Genomic DNA, 15,804 nt, shown 5'->3' with positions numbered 1-15,804 from the left:
GACAACAGTTCCGATTGGTTGGATCACAGGAACAATGTACGAGGTCTACATTGTGGTACAGCGTTGCATAATCTTGCACAATCTGGGGTGCAGGGGCCTGAGATACAAAATTTGCATTAAGATTTCCGTAGGTTTATAAGCCCTATCGCGATACTCTGATGGGAAAGCACGCCAGCCTGGCAGATACCCACGTAGGCTGTGTCGCTACCGTGAAGAAGGAGATCCATGTCGAACGAGTTTCGCAACTTTCTTGCACTCTCATATGAAGAGTTGGAGGAACTGAATCTTCAAGCCAAAGCTGATCGACTCAACCGTGTCGATAGCCACAAGATTCAGGAAGCACGATTGAAGTATCTTGCCGACGAAAAACGGATTAAAGCCGTGACCGTCTTGTTCAGCGACCTTGAAGGCCGCCTGCACATGCTCGACTATGACAAAAAGTTCCTCGTAAAAAGCTACGACAACCTTACTTTCGACGGCTCTTCGATTCGTGGCTTTACAGCCCAGCGTGAGAGCGATCTTCGTCTCAAAATCGATTGGAGCGCATTTTACTGGGCTCCGGCCGATGTGTTTGGTTCCGGCAAGGTTTTAGTTTTTGGCGAAGTCATCGACAAGGGCGGCGAACCCTACTCCGCCGATCTGCGCGGTTTGCTGAAGACCTACGCGAAACAGCTCTTTGAAAAAGAGGGCTACACCCTGAATGCCGCCAATGAAATCGAGGGTTTCCTCTTTGCAAACGTAGATGCGGAACAGCACTTCTACAAGACCCATCGTTTCGAATACGTCAATACTGGCGGATACTATCACTCCCTGCCTGGAGACGCACTGCGCTCTTTCATCGACACCACAGCCGAAATCCAGCGCGCAATGGGCTTCCAGAACGAGAAGGACCATCCGGAAGTTGCCCCTTCTCAGTTCGAGATCAATTACAGCTATGCAGAAGCTGTAGCTGCCGCTGATCAGATCCAGATCTACAAGCTGATCTGTCGTCAGGTCGCCACCCGCATGGGAATGACAGCATCCTTCCTGCCCAAGCCTGTTGTTGGCGTCAACGGAAGCGGCATGCACACCAACGTCTCCATCAGCAAGGGCGGAAAGAACATCTTCTGGGATGCTCAGGGCGAAGAAAAGCTCAGCAGCTTCGGCTGGAGCTTTATCGATCGCATCCTCACGCACGGCAACGACATCTGCCTGATGCTGAATGCCAGCGTCAATGCCTATCGCCGTTTGGATCCTCACTTCGAAGCTCCGAACCAGATCAAGGCATCGGCCACCGATCGTGGTTCCATGGTTCGCATCCCTCTCGGAAACGAGAAGAGCGCCCGCGTCGAAGTCCGTTCGGTAGGCCCTGACGCCAACCCGTACATGGTGCTCTACTCGGTCTTCAAGACCGGTCTGGAAGGCGAAATCGCCAAGATTAGCAACCTGCGTCAAGCAGAGCGCTATCTGCCAGACAACATCTATACGGCAATGGAGAACTTCCGCAACGCCGCTTGGACCAAGAAGCTGTTGGGCGAAGATGTTGCAGAACGTTTTGCTGAACTGAAGCAGGCCTCAGCAGATCGCTGCCCGCGCATGCTCGGCACCTTTGTGAAGGCCGCCGAAGTTCAGTTCCATCACGAGGTCTACAACCAGTTCCTGTGGAACGAGTTCTAAACCTCAGTCCAATGGATATGAGAAAGCCCTGGCCTAGGCCAGGGCTTTTCTTTACAACCAGATGGGTTCTAAAACATCTCTGGCTTGAATCAGGCTAGATGTTTCTAGAAGCGAAGAAATACTCCGATCATTGGCTCGGCAGAATGAGTGAAGCGATCCGTAGAGCTAAAAGCCTTTGCTAAATCAGGGGCCTTATACACATTTCCACGGTATTGAAATCTGGCTCCCATATGAGGCAACACGGTCCAGTCTACCCCGGCACCATAGACCAGCACGCCCTTCGTATTTCCGCTAGTCCCGGTCTGTCCGCTATCCGGATGAAAGAACATCAAGCCGGCTCCGGCCAAGGCGAAAGGACGAAGGTTCGCCATCTTGAGCGAAACTACCCAGTCCGCAGTTACTTGATGTGCATTTGCTTTTACAGATTGGACGAGGTTGTTAGCATTTACTCCACCCGGAGTAGAAATGTTTGCAGTCCGATAGGTTTGGTTCGCCCGGTTGTAGGCATATGTCAGTTCATAGCCCAGTAGAGGGTTCGAAATATATCTCATCTCCAGCAAAACACCAGCTTGATCCGATGGATTCTGCTTCGTAGTATTTCCGTTTGTGCTCTGATTCAATGCCCCGTATACACTCGCAGCCACGTCCATTTGCGCTTCTGCCCTGGTCCAGGCCACTCCTGCAAGCAGCAATAGAGTAAGCAGGTAATAAGAATTACGAACAGAAAAACTAAGCCTCAAAACCGAATCTCCCTTCTTCATAAGCGGAAGCGATACTACTTCTACTTTCGTTTTGGTTAGGAAATAAACTCAGTTGAGAAATCAAGAATTTATGATTTCACTTCGAAAATATATCCATGAATTAAAGTTACAAATAACTTCCCGCTATAAGCTCAATACGCATAACGGCGCGCTTACGTTCCCGTTGCCCGCTGAAATGCCATCTCCTTAAGGATCAAAGTCCCAATTGCCAGTTTAGCTTTCACGATCCATTTCTTACTTCCTGCAAGGAATGAACCTCACCTGCTGTTTTAAAGTTGCGGAGATCCGTGAAGAATCTTTCGTCCAGGATCTCCGGGCGCCAATTCTGATCGAAATAGGCGTAATAAAATCGCCCAGTTTGATCATTTTAGTGCTATAAGATCAAAAACGATGTTTAACTCTACTCAAATGAGCAGATCGTTTCAGATGCTTCTCTCCGGAGATTGAAATGAAGTCAAAGAAGTCCAGTGCGTGCCCCTTCCTGCAAACGGCCCTTCTGGCCGGAATTCTCTCTGCCATGAATCCCATCTGTGCTTTGGCACAAACTCCCGCAAACACCTCTCCTACGGCACCTACCGACACACTCTCGGCGGAGTCGATGGACGATCTGTGGATAACGGCCAATCAGAAGTACGATGGTCCGCGTAAAGAGATTCTTCGCGAAGTAGACCGGCAGGCGCACGATGGACCATTCCGCCCGGACTGGGGCTCACTGAAGAACTATCAGGAGCCGCTGTGGTACACCGACGCAAAATTTGGCATTTTCATTCATTGGGGTCTCTACTCTGTTCCGGCCTTTGGCAGTGAGTGGTACTCGCGGAATATGTACGTGAAAGACTCGAAGGAGTATCAACACCACATTGCGACCTACGGTCCGCACGATAAGTTTGGATACAAGGACTTCATCCCACTCTTCAAAGCCGAGCACTATGACCCGAAGGCCTGGGCAACGCTCTTCCGGGAATCTGGAGCAAAATACGTTGTTCCCGTAGCAGAGCATCACGATGGGTTCACCATGTACAAATCCAATCTGACGGATTGGAGCGCGGTAAAGATGGGCCCCAAACGCGATCTGATCGGAGATCTGGCAAAAGCTGTACGCACCGAAGGGCTACACTTTGGGCTCTCGTCTCATCGCGCCGAGCACGACTGGTTCATGGGAGAGGGTAGGAAATTTCCATCCGACGTCAATGATCCGAAATTGGCTTCTTTCTATGGCCCGGGTCATCCCCATCTCACCAAAGACGATGCGAACCTTCTGGAAGATTGGACCTATGTCTCCACCCCCTACATGGATGACTGGCTTGCCAGAACGGCGGAACTGGTCGAAAACTATCAACCGGAATTGATTTATTTCGATTGGTGGATTGGGCAGCCTTCATGGCGAAATCATCTCAGCCGCCTTGCAGCCTTTTACTACAACTACGGCGCTGCAAAAGGTACGGGAGCTGCTATCAATTACAAGTACTCTGATTTCGAAGAGCATTCAGGCACGCTCGATATCGAACGCGGCCAGATGTCGAGTATCCTTCCGCAGCATTGGCAAACATGTACCTCTATCAGTAACGCTTCCTGGGGCTACATCGAACACGACACCTACAAGACACCCAAGTTTCTGATTCATCAGCTGATCGACATCGTAAGCAAAAACGGAAACATGCTTCTGAATATAGGTCCGCGTGCCGACGGCACAATCCCACAAGAAGCGCAAAATACTCTTCTGGGTATGGGTGTCTGGCTCAAGGTCAATGGCGAAGCAATCTATGGGACACGTCCATGGAAGAGCTTTGGAGAAGGTCCGACAAAAGTTGTCGAAGGCGCTTTCCACGATTCGGATCTGAAGCCTTTTACCGCTGAAGATTTCCGCTTTACGACAAAAGGTCGGACGTTATACGCCATTGAGTTCGACTGGCCTTCGACAAAGGAAGTCGTTATTCACTCCCTAGCAAATGGAATTGCGATCAAGACAATCACACTCCTGGGATCGACAGAAGCCATTCACTGGACTCAGGAACAGGACGGGTTACATTTACAGCTTCCTTCGACTCACAACGAAGAATACGCCTATGCCTGGAAGATAGAGCTTCAATAACGCAACCAGAAGATAGGTTTCACCAGCATCTGTTCACCACCACAGAAGGGAAAGCAATGAAACGCCTTGTTTGTTTGATGACCTTGGGAATACTGGCCTTCTGCACGAGCGCACAATTGCAGGCCGCTCCAGTAGCTCTTTTCTACCTGATTAACACACCCAGTTCGATTCGCTCCTTCGAAGCTCATGCCGACAAGATCGATCTGCTCGTCCCCGGCTGGTACAGCGTGGATGAAGATGGATTAGTGTCGGGCGCACCGGAGCCTCTCGTCACCAAGATTGCAAAGGAACACCACGTACCGATCATGCCGATCATCTCGGCTCCAGGCAAAGCACCGTTCCACACCTTTGTCACACATCCGGAGCGGCATCGCTTCATGATCGAGGCTTTGATCCAACAAGCCAAGATGAATGGCTATACCGGCTTCCAGTTCGACTTTGAAGACATCTCATGGACCGACCGCGACGCCTTCTCATTTCTGGTCAAGGAAACGGCTGACGCATTGCACAAAGAAGGACTTAAGCTTTCCATCGCCACAGTGCCAAATGCTCCCGGATATCCCGGAGCCGGAGGCTTCGCAAGATGGATATGGCAGGATTGGAGAGGCGTCTACGATTTGGAGGCCATCGGCAAAGCCGTCGATCTGGTTTGCCTGATGACGTATGACCAGCACACTCGCTGGACGACTCCTGGACCTGTGGGCGGCTGGGATTGGACGGTTGAAAACATCAAGTATGCTCTCCGCTTTGTACCGAAGGAGAAGCTGTCACTGGGCATCGCTCTCTACGGATATCACTGGTATACGGGAGCCCCGATCAAGGAGAAAGATGGCACTGAAAAGCAAAATCCCTCGGCCAATTACATTGACGGAGCAGATGCCATCCAGCTTGCCGACACATATCAGCGCAAGATCGAGTGGGATCCAGCCGATCACAGTGCCTGGTTTTATTTCTATCGGGATCAAATGCGCGAATGGATCTTCTACACCGATACACACACGTTCGGCGATCGCTACAAGCTCCTGCAGGACTACGGCCTTCAAGGCTTCTGTTCTTGGGTATTAGGTGCCGAGGATCCGGGAATCTGGAGCGTTCTGCCTTCTCATCGTTAGGCAAAACTTTTTAGGAATCGATTCCGGTCAGAACTCATAGAGGAGGCCGTTTCGCACGGCCTCCTCTATCATCCTTATCGAATAATTTTCACTTCGAGATGTTGTGGACAGCGTCCCGGGGCATCTCGGCAACATCCTTGCCATAGACTCCCGTGATCTGATTCCAGCGAATGTAGACGATATCTTCCAGCATCCGCATACCGTCCTTCAGATAACTGATCCGGCTTCGCTCATCATGCCCCCAGCTAACGGCAACTTCTTTGATCTTGTAACCGCGTTTTAGGGCAATAAATAGGATTTCCGGATCAAAGCCCCAACGTTCGATGCGTTGCAGCTGAAAAACTGTCTGTGCTGCAGAGCGGCGGAACGCTTTGAATCCGCACTGGGTATCGGCAAACGGAAGCCCCACAATGAACCGGGTAACCGCATTGAAGCAACGTCCGAAAAAGCGACGATATAGCGGCTGCTGAATCGTCTGACGGCTACGATCAAGCCAGCGGGATCCGATAGCAATATCTTCGCCACCCTCAATTGCAGCAAAGAGACGCTCCGCTTCTTCCATCGGAGAGGAAAGATCCGCATCCGTAAACATAACGACATCGCCTTTTGCATGGAGGATACCGTTCTTCACGCTAAAGCCCTTGCCACGGTTGCCGGGATTCTCCAGGAGATGAACAAGTGGATCCTTTTCGGAAAACGCTCGGATGATTTCCGCCGTATCGTCACGCGAACCGTCATTCACGACGATCAATTCCGCATTCCAATTTTTCTTCCGAATGCACTCAGTCACGGACACTAATGCCCGCCCAATCCGCGCAGACTCGTTATAGGCAGGGATAATAATGCTGTATTTAGGATGCAAACTCATGGCATCATCCATCTCCCTCTAGGGGGCTGATTCCAGAGGCCGTGTACCAAATAAGGATACCCTCGCTTTGGCACGGCACACATTGGCAAAAGGCAAGTATAGCCTTTCCAGGCACTTCCGGGTTGTCTGCTTTTGCATCCCTGGGGAGATGAACGCTATTTTGGTGTCTACAAATCATTATAGGGTCGGCGAATTATGGCTCAAAATTTTGAGGTATATGGAGCCACCAATCCTTGCAGAACACGCATCTATAGAAATACCCACCTCTGTGCCGCAGGACTCGGAGAAATTTGCTGACCCTGTTTAAGGGAAACCACACACTGCGAATGAAGTTTTATTGAATAATAAGTAAATTCAAATTACTTCGCGCAGGAGTAATATCCATCAAAAATTTGAAGCAAACGATTTGTCATCAAAAGTTTACCGATGCCCTGATAGTTTTGATATATGGTATTAAGTAAATAGTAAACACACAAACAGCATCTTAACCTTTATGGCGAATGGGGCAACTTTGGACACGAATTCTTTGGTTAGCGTAGTTATCCCTACACGATTTCGACCAGACTTTGTATCGAAGGCTGTCGCAAGTGCTCTAGCCCAGACGTATAAGAATCTCGAAGTCCTGGTAGTCATCGACGGACCCGATTCGGAAACCGAAGCTGTTCTATCTTCCATACAAGATCCAAGATTACGAGTAATTGCTCTTCAAGAGAACGTCGGAGGCTCAGAGGCCAGGAACACAGGAGTTCGCGAAGGTCGCGGTCGGTGGGTGGCTTTCCTCGATGATGATGATGAGTGGTTGCCGACCAAGATTGAGAAGCAGAAAAAGGCGTGGGAAACCTCGTCTTACCAGCATCCTCTTGTTTTTAGTAGCATCATTGGCCGCACTCCTACAGAGGACTTCGTCTGGCCGAGGCGCTTTCCCGACCCTGACGGAAATGTAAGCGAGTACCTCTTCTGCAGAAAGAATCCAGCATTCGGCGATACGGCTCTACAGACCTCTACATTCTTTGCATCCCGCCAGTTTTTCCTGGATGTCCCCTTTCTCAAGGGTCTCAAGAAGCACCAGGACTGGGATTGGTTATTGCGAGCAGGACAGCAGCCCGGCATAGGATTGGTTGTGATTCGCGAACCGCTGGCTATCTTTCGAATTGGAGGTCAGAGGAAAAGTGTTGGCCGCGCAGCAGATTGGCAACACTCCCTGGAATGGGCTACGGCAAATCGCGCGCTCATGACTGGCAAGGCCTTCTCTTTTTTCATCGCCATTGAATGCGTTTCGCAAGCGTCCAGAAGTAAGGCAGATCTTCACACATATTTCCGCCTCTTTCGCGAGCACTGCTTTCATGGGCGTCCATCATTTTATTCATCCCTGCTTTTCTTTATGTATTGGCTGATTCCCCAGGAGAAACGCAAGAGAATCTCAGGTTTTCTTCATAAGTGGGCACATAAGTTCTCCCGCACAGGGAGAAACCAGACAGAATTCGCAAACCCTTAATTCATACTGTGGATCGATAAGTTAGGTAGGTATTGAAGTCTTATCCTCCGCATCGAAACTAATACTTAGCACAAAGGCAAACAGGAGGTCAGCTTGAGCGCAGTTGAATTTACCCTGAGCGCAACAGAATACACTCTGAGATATTTTTCGGAAGTCCAGAAGATCGCGGCCGGAATCGATCCTCATAAGGTCGACCAGATGGTCGATTTGTTGATCGAAACTCGCGAGAAGGGCGGAAGGCTCTTCGTTATCGGTGTTGGAGGCAGCGCGGGAAATGCGGGTCATGCCGTTAATGACTTCCGCAAGATTGCCGGTATTGAATCCTATGCACCGACAGACAACGTCTCGGAATTGACGGCACGTGTTAACGACGATGGTTGGGATACCTCCTTTGCAAATTGGCTGCGTGGTAGCCGGCTTCGCGCGGACGACACGCTCTTCATCTTCTCTGTCGGTGGTGGAAACCTGGAGAAGAATATTAGTGCAAACATCGTACAGAGCTTAAAACTGGCAAAAGAGGTTGGGGCCAAAGTTATCGGAGTGGTAGGTCGCGACGGCGGTTACACCGCCCAGGTTGGCGATGTAGTAGTGATTATTCCGACAGTCGCTTCTGACACGGTAACCGCACACGCAGAAGCATTCCAGGCTGTTGTCTGGCATGCAGTCGTCTCTCACCCCAAGCTCAAAAAGAACGAAATGAAATGGGAATCGACCAAGTAGTCTCCGCTGCCGCCGTCTTCCTGGACAGAGATGGCGTCCTAAATCGAAATGTCCTCAATCCGGCCACCGGCGAGTATGAGTCTCCCGGGCGGCCGGAGGATTTTCAGTTGGCACCGAACGTATTACCTGCGCTCGAATCGCTGCAGGACGCGGGCTTTCGTCTCTTTCTGATCTCTAACCAACCGAATTATGCAAAGGGAAAGAGTTCTCTGGACGAGCTCGAAGCAGTACATCAAAAGCTACTCACGGAACTGCAAAAGTCACAGATACAATTCTCTGCTTTCTACTACTGCTTTCATCACCCCAAGGGAATTGTTCCTGAATACTCTGGCCCCTGTGATTGTAGAAAGCCTTCACCGTACTTCCTATTGAAAGCCCGAGATGAGTTCGGAATTTCTCTGGCACACTCCTGGATGGTAGGAGACCGGGAAACCGATATTGAATGCGGCTTGTCGGCAGGAGTGCGAACGATCAGAGTAGAGGAAGATCATCCCGCAACCCGCTCCGAAGAAGAGGTGCAAGCAGATTTCGAAGCAAAGGATCTTCCCGATGCTGTACGCCTGATTCTGGAGAATAGCGGAGAGCTGAGTTCCAAAGCTTTTGAGAAAGAAACCGGATTCGCGGTTTAGAGCATTTTTCGCATAGGCATACACCTGCCGACGGTAATGAGGTACTGCTTTCTTGCGGAATGGCCATGCGCGCATCGACTCCTGGTCTATACCGAATCCTAAAATGCTTCCGCCGCCGGAATTGAAGGGAAAGAAAAGAATGACAACGGCGGAACCATTGCCCGTGACAGCAGCGATGAATCTGGTGAAGAGAACGGTGCTTGTCTACCGGAACGAGATCTTGTCTTTCAGCGAGACATTCATCAAAGCTCAAACGGAGGCCCTTCACGATTTCCATCCTGTTCTGATCGGCCTGAGACCTACAGTTCGGAGCCTGAAATTGGCTTCAGAACCACTTCTACTTACTCACGATCAGTCGCTCCTGGCCAGAGTTAAGCGTGGTATGTACAAGCAAACGGGATTCGCTGCCGGATTTGCCCGTAAGGCACAGGAACTTCATCCCAGTCTCGTTCACGCACACTTTGCACCGGATGGAGCAATGGCCTTGCCGCTCGTCAAGAAGCTCGGCGTACCTCTGATTGTCACCTTGCATGGTTACGACGTGACCTTGCGGGATGAGTTCCATAAGAGATCGAAAGATGGAGCGATTTTTCTACAACGTAGAAAAGAGCTTTGGGACCGAGCCTCTCTCTTCATCTGCATTTCTGAGTTCATCCGCCGTAAGGCCATCGAAATAGGATTCCCTCCTGAGAAGCTGCGTGTTCATTACATCGGAATCGATCTCGATGGGTTCGCCCCCTCTACGGAGGTTCGCCAAAACGGTCTGATTCTGTTCGTCGGACGGCTTGTCGAAAAGAAGGGCTGTGCGTACTTGATACGTGCAATGCGGAGAGTTATAGAGAAGTGTCCGACTGCGGAATTGGCCATTATTGGGGATGGACCGGAGAAGAAGAATCTGGAGGCGCTGGCTCGGGACTTTAATGTTCCCTGTACCTTCCTTGGTCCTCAACCAAGTGACATCATTCGTAGCAAATTAGCCCGCGCCGAGGTATTTTGTGCGCCGAGTATCGTAGCCGACAATGGTGATGCGGAGGGGCTCGGCATCGTCTTTTGCGAAGCGCAGGCGATGGGAACTCCGGTGGTGAGTTTCGCCAGCGGAGGTATTCCCGAGGTCGTACTCCATCAGAAGACAGGTCTTCTCGCTCCGGAAAAGGATGAGTCTACCCTGGCAGACTATTTACTTCGCTATCTCACGGACGAGCTTTTATGGAAAGACAACAGTGAAGAAGGCAAGCGTTGGATCGCCAGGCAGTTCGATCTGAAGCAACAAACCCGAAAGCTGGAAAGCATCTATAGAGAAGTAATCGCCGCAGATACTGATCGGGTTTGAGACTGCCTCAAAAGCTATTTGCCTTTTGCTTCTCCGCGTCTACGAAGAATGCGCGCCAGCACATTTGCAGGAGCAAGTCCCATCCACTGAGTCACGAGAAGATAGATGGTTCCATATACAGCGAGAATACAGCCTCCCGTGAAGAATGGATGCGCTTGAAATGGCAATACGCGCTTCAACGTAAATCCAGCCAAGGCTGCAACTACGGCTACCAACCAGAGCTTCAGGTTCCGCTGTACGAAACCAGGGATGGCGCCAATGCGCTTCTGCAGAGAATTGCGGAGCATGACGAACTCAACCCAACCGGCAATGCCAGCTGAAAGCGTCAAACCTGAAGTGCCCCAATGGGGATCGAGATGAAGCATCCGTGGCAGAGGAAGCGCGCAGAAATATCCCATGCACAAGGTAAGTGTCACACGGAGTGTTGCAAATTTCAGCGGCGTGCGGGTATTGCGTAAGGCATAGAAAGCAGAGGAATAGAGTCGTCCGGAGGTTGAAGCAAGCAATCCTACAGCAGACCCTGCCAGCACAGCCCAAACAAAAGTGGCATCGGAGGTACGGAAATGCCCAGTCCGGTAGATTGTCGATACAACGACGTCGCCTAAGAGAATAAACGCCATCGCGGATGGAATTACGAAGAAGGCAATATGCTGTAGTCCTCGTTCCAGACGCTGACGCAATGCCGCCGCTATCTCGGAGTCAGTCCCAAGCTCGCTCGACATCGCAGGAAGCTCTGCTGCCGAAATGGCCATGCCAAAGAGGCTGACAGGCAGCGTATAAATTGTCTGCGCATACCCTAAAGCAGAAACAGCCCCGGTGCCGAGAAAGCTCGCCAACCAGGAATCGATGTAGGCGCTGATTTGCACGACTCCCCGGCTAAGGAAGATCGGGAGTGCATTCCTGCTAATAATGGAGACGTGGTTCCCCGCGCTGGGCAGGCGAAGACGCAGTGGCCATAGATAGCGCAGAACAGTCGGCAGTTGGATCAAAAAGACTAGTCCGCTTCCGAGCACAGAACAGAAAGAAATAACAACGGCGAGATGGTTCTCGGTAGCCATTCCTCCTTTCCAAAGTAGTCCAGCGATGATCGCCAGATTCCAGAGTGCCGATGCCGAATAGGACAGAAAGAATTTTCGGTGACTATTTAGGATTCCCAGGCACCAGGCGGAAAGGACGAGTATGCCTGCTCCGGGAAAGACGATCTGGACAAGATGAATGGTCAGAAGCCTCTTCTCGCCATGAAAGCCGGGCGCGATCGCATCGATAAGCCACGGAGTGACAAGGATGCCAATCGTGGTCAATACCGACGTGATCAGAAAGAGAAGAGCAAAGATTGCCTCGGCAACCTCAGAGGCCTCCTCTTTCCGTCCCTCGGCATTGAGCCGGGCATAGACCGGAATGAACGAAGCGGAGAGGACACCTTCACCGAAGAGGTTCTGCAGGAAATTCGGGATGCGGATTGCCGCCCTGAATGCATCGGCGGCATCGGAGTTACCGAAATAGTGAGCAAAAACCCGCTCCCGCACCAAGCCGACAATGCGACTAAGCAAGATACCTGCCGCAACGGCAACGGCAGAGGCACTAGAACTAAAGCGTGAAGATCGTGAGCGCAAAGAAAATTATAACGGGTCCTCAGTCTGTGATTTGTCAGCTTTCCCTACCTCTTCAGCGCGTATGTTTTACCCTTGGTGGCAGACCTGCCTTCGTTAGTTTCACCCAATCGAGGTAATGATGCAAAGTGCGGTGGTATCGGAAAGATAGAACCATGTTTTTGGAGAGGAATAAATGTCTGTCTTGAAAGCTTTTGTCTTTCTGCTATGTTCTTTCATTGCTCTTGAGGGCCAGAGTGTTGACCATCCTGAAGACGCGAAGCAGACGATAGGACACGAGAAAGATTCTTACGTTTTGATCATCCACAAACAAGCGATTATGCGTGGGTGGGATTTTTCCATACGTGCACTCGCGCTCTCCTATCGTAAGAAAAACCATTTACAAGATCTGGTCTTCTTTTCTTCGGGGAATAGTTGTTTTGTAACTATGGATGGGAAGGCAATGGAGCAATTGCAAAGAATGCAAAAAGTGCAAGAGGCTTTAGGTACTGAAGAGGAGAAGGTGGGCGGTTCAGATCTGAATCTTGCACGGGAGCTCTCTCAAAAGCAAACACGCCTTTCGATTGAGAGAGACAAGGTGGTATGGCAAATCTTTGATGATTTGGAACAGAAGAAGGAACTGATTGTAGTTGGGCCGAATTGCCCGCACAAGCTGTAAAAAACAGATCTTAGGACCTCCGATCTCCTGCAGAATCCCGAGTTCCTGTTATTTCGCATCGGCACGCGTATTGCTACCAAGCAGTTCAATCTGACCTGTCATTACACGTGCGCGAAGCCGATACTCGCCATCCTTCACTTTCTTGGTAAAACCGCGAAAGAATCCCCCCTTGCTCACGCCGTAGACTGGAGCGTTGACCTCTCCAATATCGACAAAAGTGTCGATAATTCGATAATTCCAATTTTGCGTGGAGTCGATCGTGATTTGTCCGGCGTAGAGGCCGATATCTTTATCCCCCACAACCTCCTCTACCTTCACCTGGCCTGCAGACATTTGTACCTTCAAGTTCGTCTTTCTTGGCACTTCAATACGAACTTGAACATTGCCATTCTTGGTAGAGCCTCCCTTGATTGCTAGCTTGCCTGCATGCGCATCTCCGGCGAATTGAATGTGGATCTTTTGTTTTACAACCGAATCATCGGCAGTGCAGGAGAGATGAATCTTCTCCTGGTCCGTGCCAACGATCTCAAGACCTGCTGGCCGTGAATCGATTATTAAAGCAGCTCTGGAGTGCAGAGGCGTATCAAGAGTCTGCCCGCATACAATCGAGGTCTGGGCGAAACCGGTCAGACTGCAGACAAGTAAAACTGTACCTGCGGCGGCGCAGAGAGTTTTCATAATCCTCTTTACGCCGTCAGCGGAAGGAATGTTCCGTAAGCTGACTGTATTCGGAGATTAAGAACTCTGCGGTTTTTGAGGTGGGACGGAATACAGATTTATACAGGAAGGAAGGGTGAGCACCGAGCCCGGTAACCGGTTGGCCGATTTATCAGCTGGCCGGATTTTAGCTGTCCGGTTCTAAGCCGACCGGTTTAGGAGCAAAGCAAAAGGCCAGCTCGTAAAGGAGCTGGCCTTTTGCTTAAGATTAATGCCGGCGATTGCCTAATCTCCCACACAATTTCTCGTGCAGTACCATCGGCCCAGTGAGGCTTAACTTCCGTGTTCGGGATGGGAACGGGTGTGACCCTCACGGTATGGTCACCGGCAAACTTGGTCGACGCCTGGCAGGATGTTTTTCCTGCAGCCGGCTTCCTGTTCTAGGTAGTTTTTCCTAGTAGAAGCTGCAAATCTAGCGTCAAACAAACTTATTCGAAACGAAATAGATTGTAACTACGAGGCTTGAAGTCTCTAGAGAATCAAGCTCTGCCGCACTGCGGAGAGTTAATTCTATGGACAAGCCGAACGGGCGATTAGTACTGGTAAGCTACACGCATTACTGCGCTTCCACCTCCAGCCTATCAACCAGATGGTCTTTCTGGGCCCTTCAGGGAGATCTCATCTTGGGGCGTGCTTCCCGCTTATATGCATTCAGCGGTTATCACAACCGAACTTCGCTACCCAGCCGTGCCTTTGGCAAGACAACTGGAACACAAGAGGTTCGTCCATCCCGGTCCTCTCGTACTAAGGACAGCCCCCCTCAAATCTCCTACGCCCACAGCAGATAGGGACCGAACTGTCTCGCGACGTTCTGAACCCAGCTCACGTACCGCTTTAATAGGCGAACAGCCTAACCCTTGGAACCTTCTACAGCTCCAGGATGCGATGAGCCGACATCGAGGTGCCAAACCATTGCGTCGATATGAACTCTTGGCAATGATCAGCCTGTTATCCCCGGCGTACCTTTTATCCGTTGAGCGATGGCCCTTCCATACAGAACCACCGGATCACTAAGGCCTGCTTTCGCATCTGCTCGACTTGTTGGTCTTGCAGTTAACCACACTTATGCCTTTGCACTCGACGGCTGATTTCCAAACAGCCTGAGTGTAGCTTCGCGCGCCTCCGTTACATTTTGGGAGGCGACCGCCCCAGTCAAACTACCCGTCTAACTATGTCCCTCTTCCAGATCATGGAAGTAGGTTAGAGTCACAGCACTCGCAGGGTGGTATCTCACCATTGGCTCCTCCAAGTCCGAGAACCTGGAATCAAAGCCTCCCACCTATCCTGCGCAGCAAGAGCCATAAATCATAGTTAAAGTGTAGTAAAGGTGCACGGGGTCTTTCCGTCTAGCTGCGGGTAACCGGCATCTTCACCGGTACTACAAGTTCGCCGAGCAACTCGTTAAGACAGTCGTACGATCGTTACGCCATTCGTGCAGGTCGGAACTTACCCGACAAGGAATTTCGCTACCTTAGGACCGTTATAGTTACGGCCGCCGTTCACCGGGGCTTCAATTCAAAGCTTCGCCTTGCGGCTAACCTCTCCTTTTAACCTTCCGGCACCGGGCAGGCGTCAGCCCCTATACGTCGTTTTCGACTTAGCAGAGACCTGTGTTTTTGTTAAACAGTCGCCGTACGCGCTTCACTGCGGCCCACCTTGCGATGGGCGCTCCTTCTCCCGAAGTTACGGAGCCAATTTGCCGAGTTCCTTAACAAGCTTTCACTCGAGCGCCTTTGGATATTCTCCTCGTCTACCTGTGTCGGTTTGGGGTACGGTTCCCAACTACTCTCCTTAGAGGATTTTCTCGGCAGCGTGGAATCAGCATCTTACACCCATACGGGCTTACTTTGCGCCTCACTGTTGCCTATCCGGATTTGCCTAGATAGACCAGCTTACGCGCATCGACCGCCATAGCCATAGGACGGCATGCTTATCCTTCTGCGTCTCCCCATCGTCAAACGAGAGTTGGGAGCTCCGGAATATTAACCGGATGTCCATCAGCTACGCCTTTCGGCCTCGCCTTAGGGACCGCCTAACCCTGAGCGGATTAACCTTCCTCAGGAAACCTTAGACTTTCGGCGCGGAGGGTTCTCACCTCCGTTATCGCTACTTATGCCGGCAGGGTCTCTTCGCAACGCTCCATCAGTCCTCTCGAT

General features: G+C 50.9%; 12 protein-coding genes and 2 rRNA genes (1 of these 14 cut by a window edge). 8 read left to right on the top strand and 6 right to left on the bottom strand.

All coding sequences use genetic code 11. The features are described from left to right. Positions 1-225 precede the first annotated feature (225 nt). Positions 226-1,656 carry a glutamine synthetase family protein gene (locus AC6I7T_RS18835; protein ID WP_497789014.1) on the top strand — a complete coding sequence of 477 codons (1,431 nt, stop codon included), beginning with the start codon at positions 226-228 and terminating at the stop codon, positions 1,654-1,656. A gap of 104 nt (positions 1,657-1,760) precedes the next feature. Here AC6I7T_RS18835 and AC6I7T_RS18830 read toward each other — a convergent pair whose 3' ends face one another. Further along, positions 1,761-2,396 (bottom strand): outer membrane protein, encoded by a 636-nt coding sequence (locus AC6I7T_RS18830; protein ID WP_497789012.1) that lies wholly within the window; start codon positions 2,394-2,396, stop codon positions 1,761-1,763. 469 nt (positions 2,397-2,865) lie between these two features. Here AC6I7T_RS18830 and AC6I7T_RS18825 point away from each other — a divergent pair, with 469 nt between their 5' ends. Both AC6I7T_RS18825 and AC6I7T_RS18820 read left to right on the top strand, forming a co-directional pair. Next, positions 2,866-4,509, top strand: a complete 1,644-nt coding sequence (locus AC6I7T_RS18825; protein ID WP_497789011.1) for an alpha-L-fucosidase — start codon at positions 2,866-2,868, stop codon at positions 4,507-4,509. A gap of 56 nt (positions 4,510-4,565) precedes the next feature. Beyond that, entirely contained in the window at positions 4,566-5,621 is a 1,056-nt protein-coding gene (locus AC6I7T_RS18820) for a glycosyl hydrolase family 18 protein (protein ID WP_497789010.1), read from the top strand. A gap of 88 nt (positions 5,622-5,709) precedes the next feature. Here the strand turns inward: AC6I7T_RS18820 and AC6I7T_RS18815 are convergent, their stop codons facing one another. Then, positions 5,710-6,489, bottom strand: coding sequence for a dolichyl-phosphate beta-glucosyltransferase (locus AC6I7T_RS18815; protein ID WP_497789008.1), 780 nt, complete (start codon positions 6,487-6,489; stop codon positions 5,710-5,712). A 511-nt stretch (positions 6,490-7,000) separates the two neighbouring features. Here AC6I7T_RS18815 and AC6I7T_RS18810 point away from each other — a divergent pair. From AC6I7T_RS18810 to AC6I7T_RS18795, 4 genes are all read left to right on the top strand, one after another. Then, the gene (locus AC6I7T_RS18810; protein ID WP_497789007.1) at positions 7,001-7,984 is read left to right on the top strand and encodes a glycosyltransferase family 2 protein; all 984 of its coding nucleotides are present in this window, start codon (positions 7,001-7,003) and stop codon (positions 7,982-7,984) included. Between the two features lie 93 nt (positions 7,985-8,077). Continuing rightward, entirely contained in the window at positions 8,078-8,704 is a 627-nt protein-coding gene (locus AC6I7T_RS18805; RefSeq protein ID WP_497789005.1) for an SIS domain-containing protein, read from the top strand. Further along, complete coding sequence (locus AC6I7T_RS18800) at positions 8,686-9,333, top strand: D-glycero-alpha-D-manno-heptose-1,7-bisphosphate 7-phosphatase (RefSeq protein WP_497789004.1); 648 nt, start codon at positions 8,686-8,688, stop codon at positions 9,331-9,333. Before AC6I7T_RS18805 ends, AC6I7T_RS18800 begins: the two co-directional genes overlap by 19 nt. A gap of 139 nt (positions 9,334-9,472) precedes the next feature. Beyond that, the gene (locus AC6I7T_RS18795) at positions 9,473-10,663 is read left to right on the top strand and encodes a glycosyltransferase (RefSeq protein ID WP_497789002.1); all 1,191 of its coding nucleotides are present in this window, start codon (positions 9,473-9,475) and stop codon (positions 10,661-10,663) included. 14 nt (positions 10,664-10,677) lie between these two features. Here the strand turns inward: AC6I7T_RS18795 and murJ are convergent, their stop codons facing one another. Further along, complete coding sequence (murJ, locus tag AC6I7T_RS18790; RefSeq protein ID WP_497789001.1) at positions 10,678-12,276, bottom strand: murein biosynthesis integral membrane protein MurJ; 1,599 nt, start codon at positions 12,274-12,276, stop codon at positions 10,678-10,680. A 172-nt stretch (positions 12,277-12,448) separates the two neighbouring features. On the opposite strand from murJ, the gene AC6I7T_RS18785 reads away from it, so the two are divergent. After that, positions 12,449-12,931 carry a hypothetical protein gene (locus tag AC6I7T_RS18785; RefSeq protein WP_497788999.1) on the top strand — a complete coding sequence of 161 codons (483 nt, stop codon included), beginning with the start codon at positions 12,449-12,451 and terminating at the stop codon, positions 12,929-12,931. A gap of 48 nt (positions 12,932-12,979) precedes the next feature. On the opposite strand, the gene AC6I7T_RS18780 is transcribed toward AC6I7T_RS18785, so the two are convergent. From AC6I7T_RS18780 to AC6I7T_RS18770, 3 genes are all read right to left on the bottom strand, one after another. Beyond that, complete coding sequence (locus tag AC6I7T_RS18780) at positions 12,980-13,609, bottom strand: hypothetical protein (protein WP_497788997.1); 630 nt, start codon at positions 13,607-13,609, stop codon at positions 12,980-12,982. 251 nt (positions 13,610-13,860) lie between these two features. After that, positions 13,861-13,977, bottom strand: a 5S ribosomal RNA gene (rrf, locus tag AC6I7T_RS18775). Positions 13,978-14,160: 183 nt separating this feature from the next. Next, a 23S ribosomal RNA gene (locus tag AC6I7T_RS18770) occupies positions 14,161-15,804 on the bottom strand; it runs 1,278 nt beyond the window's last position.

The sequence above is a fragment of the Humiphilus diazotrophicus genome (assembly GCF_059726315.1).
Note: the sequence above shows the minus strand (reverse complement) of the source record. Positions and strands in the feature narration are given on the sequence as shown.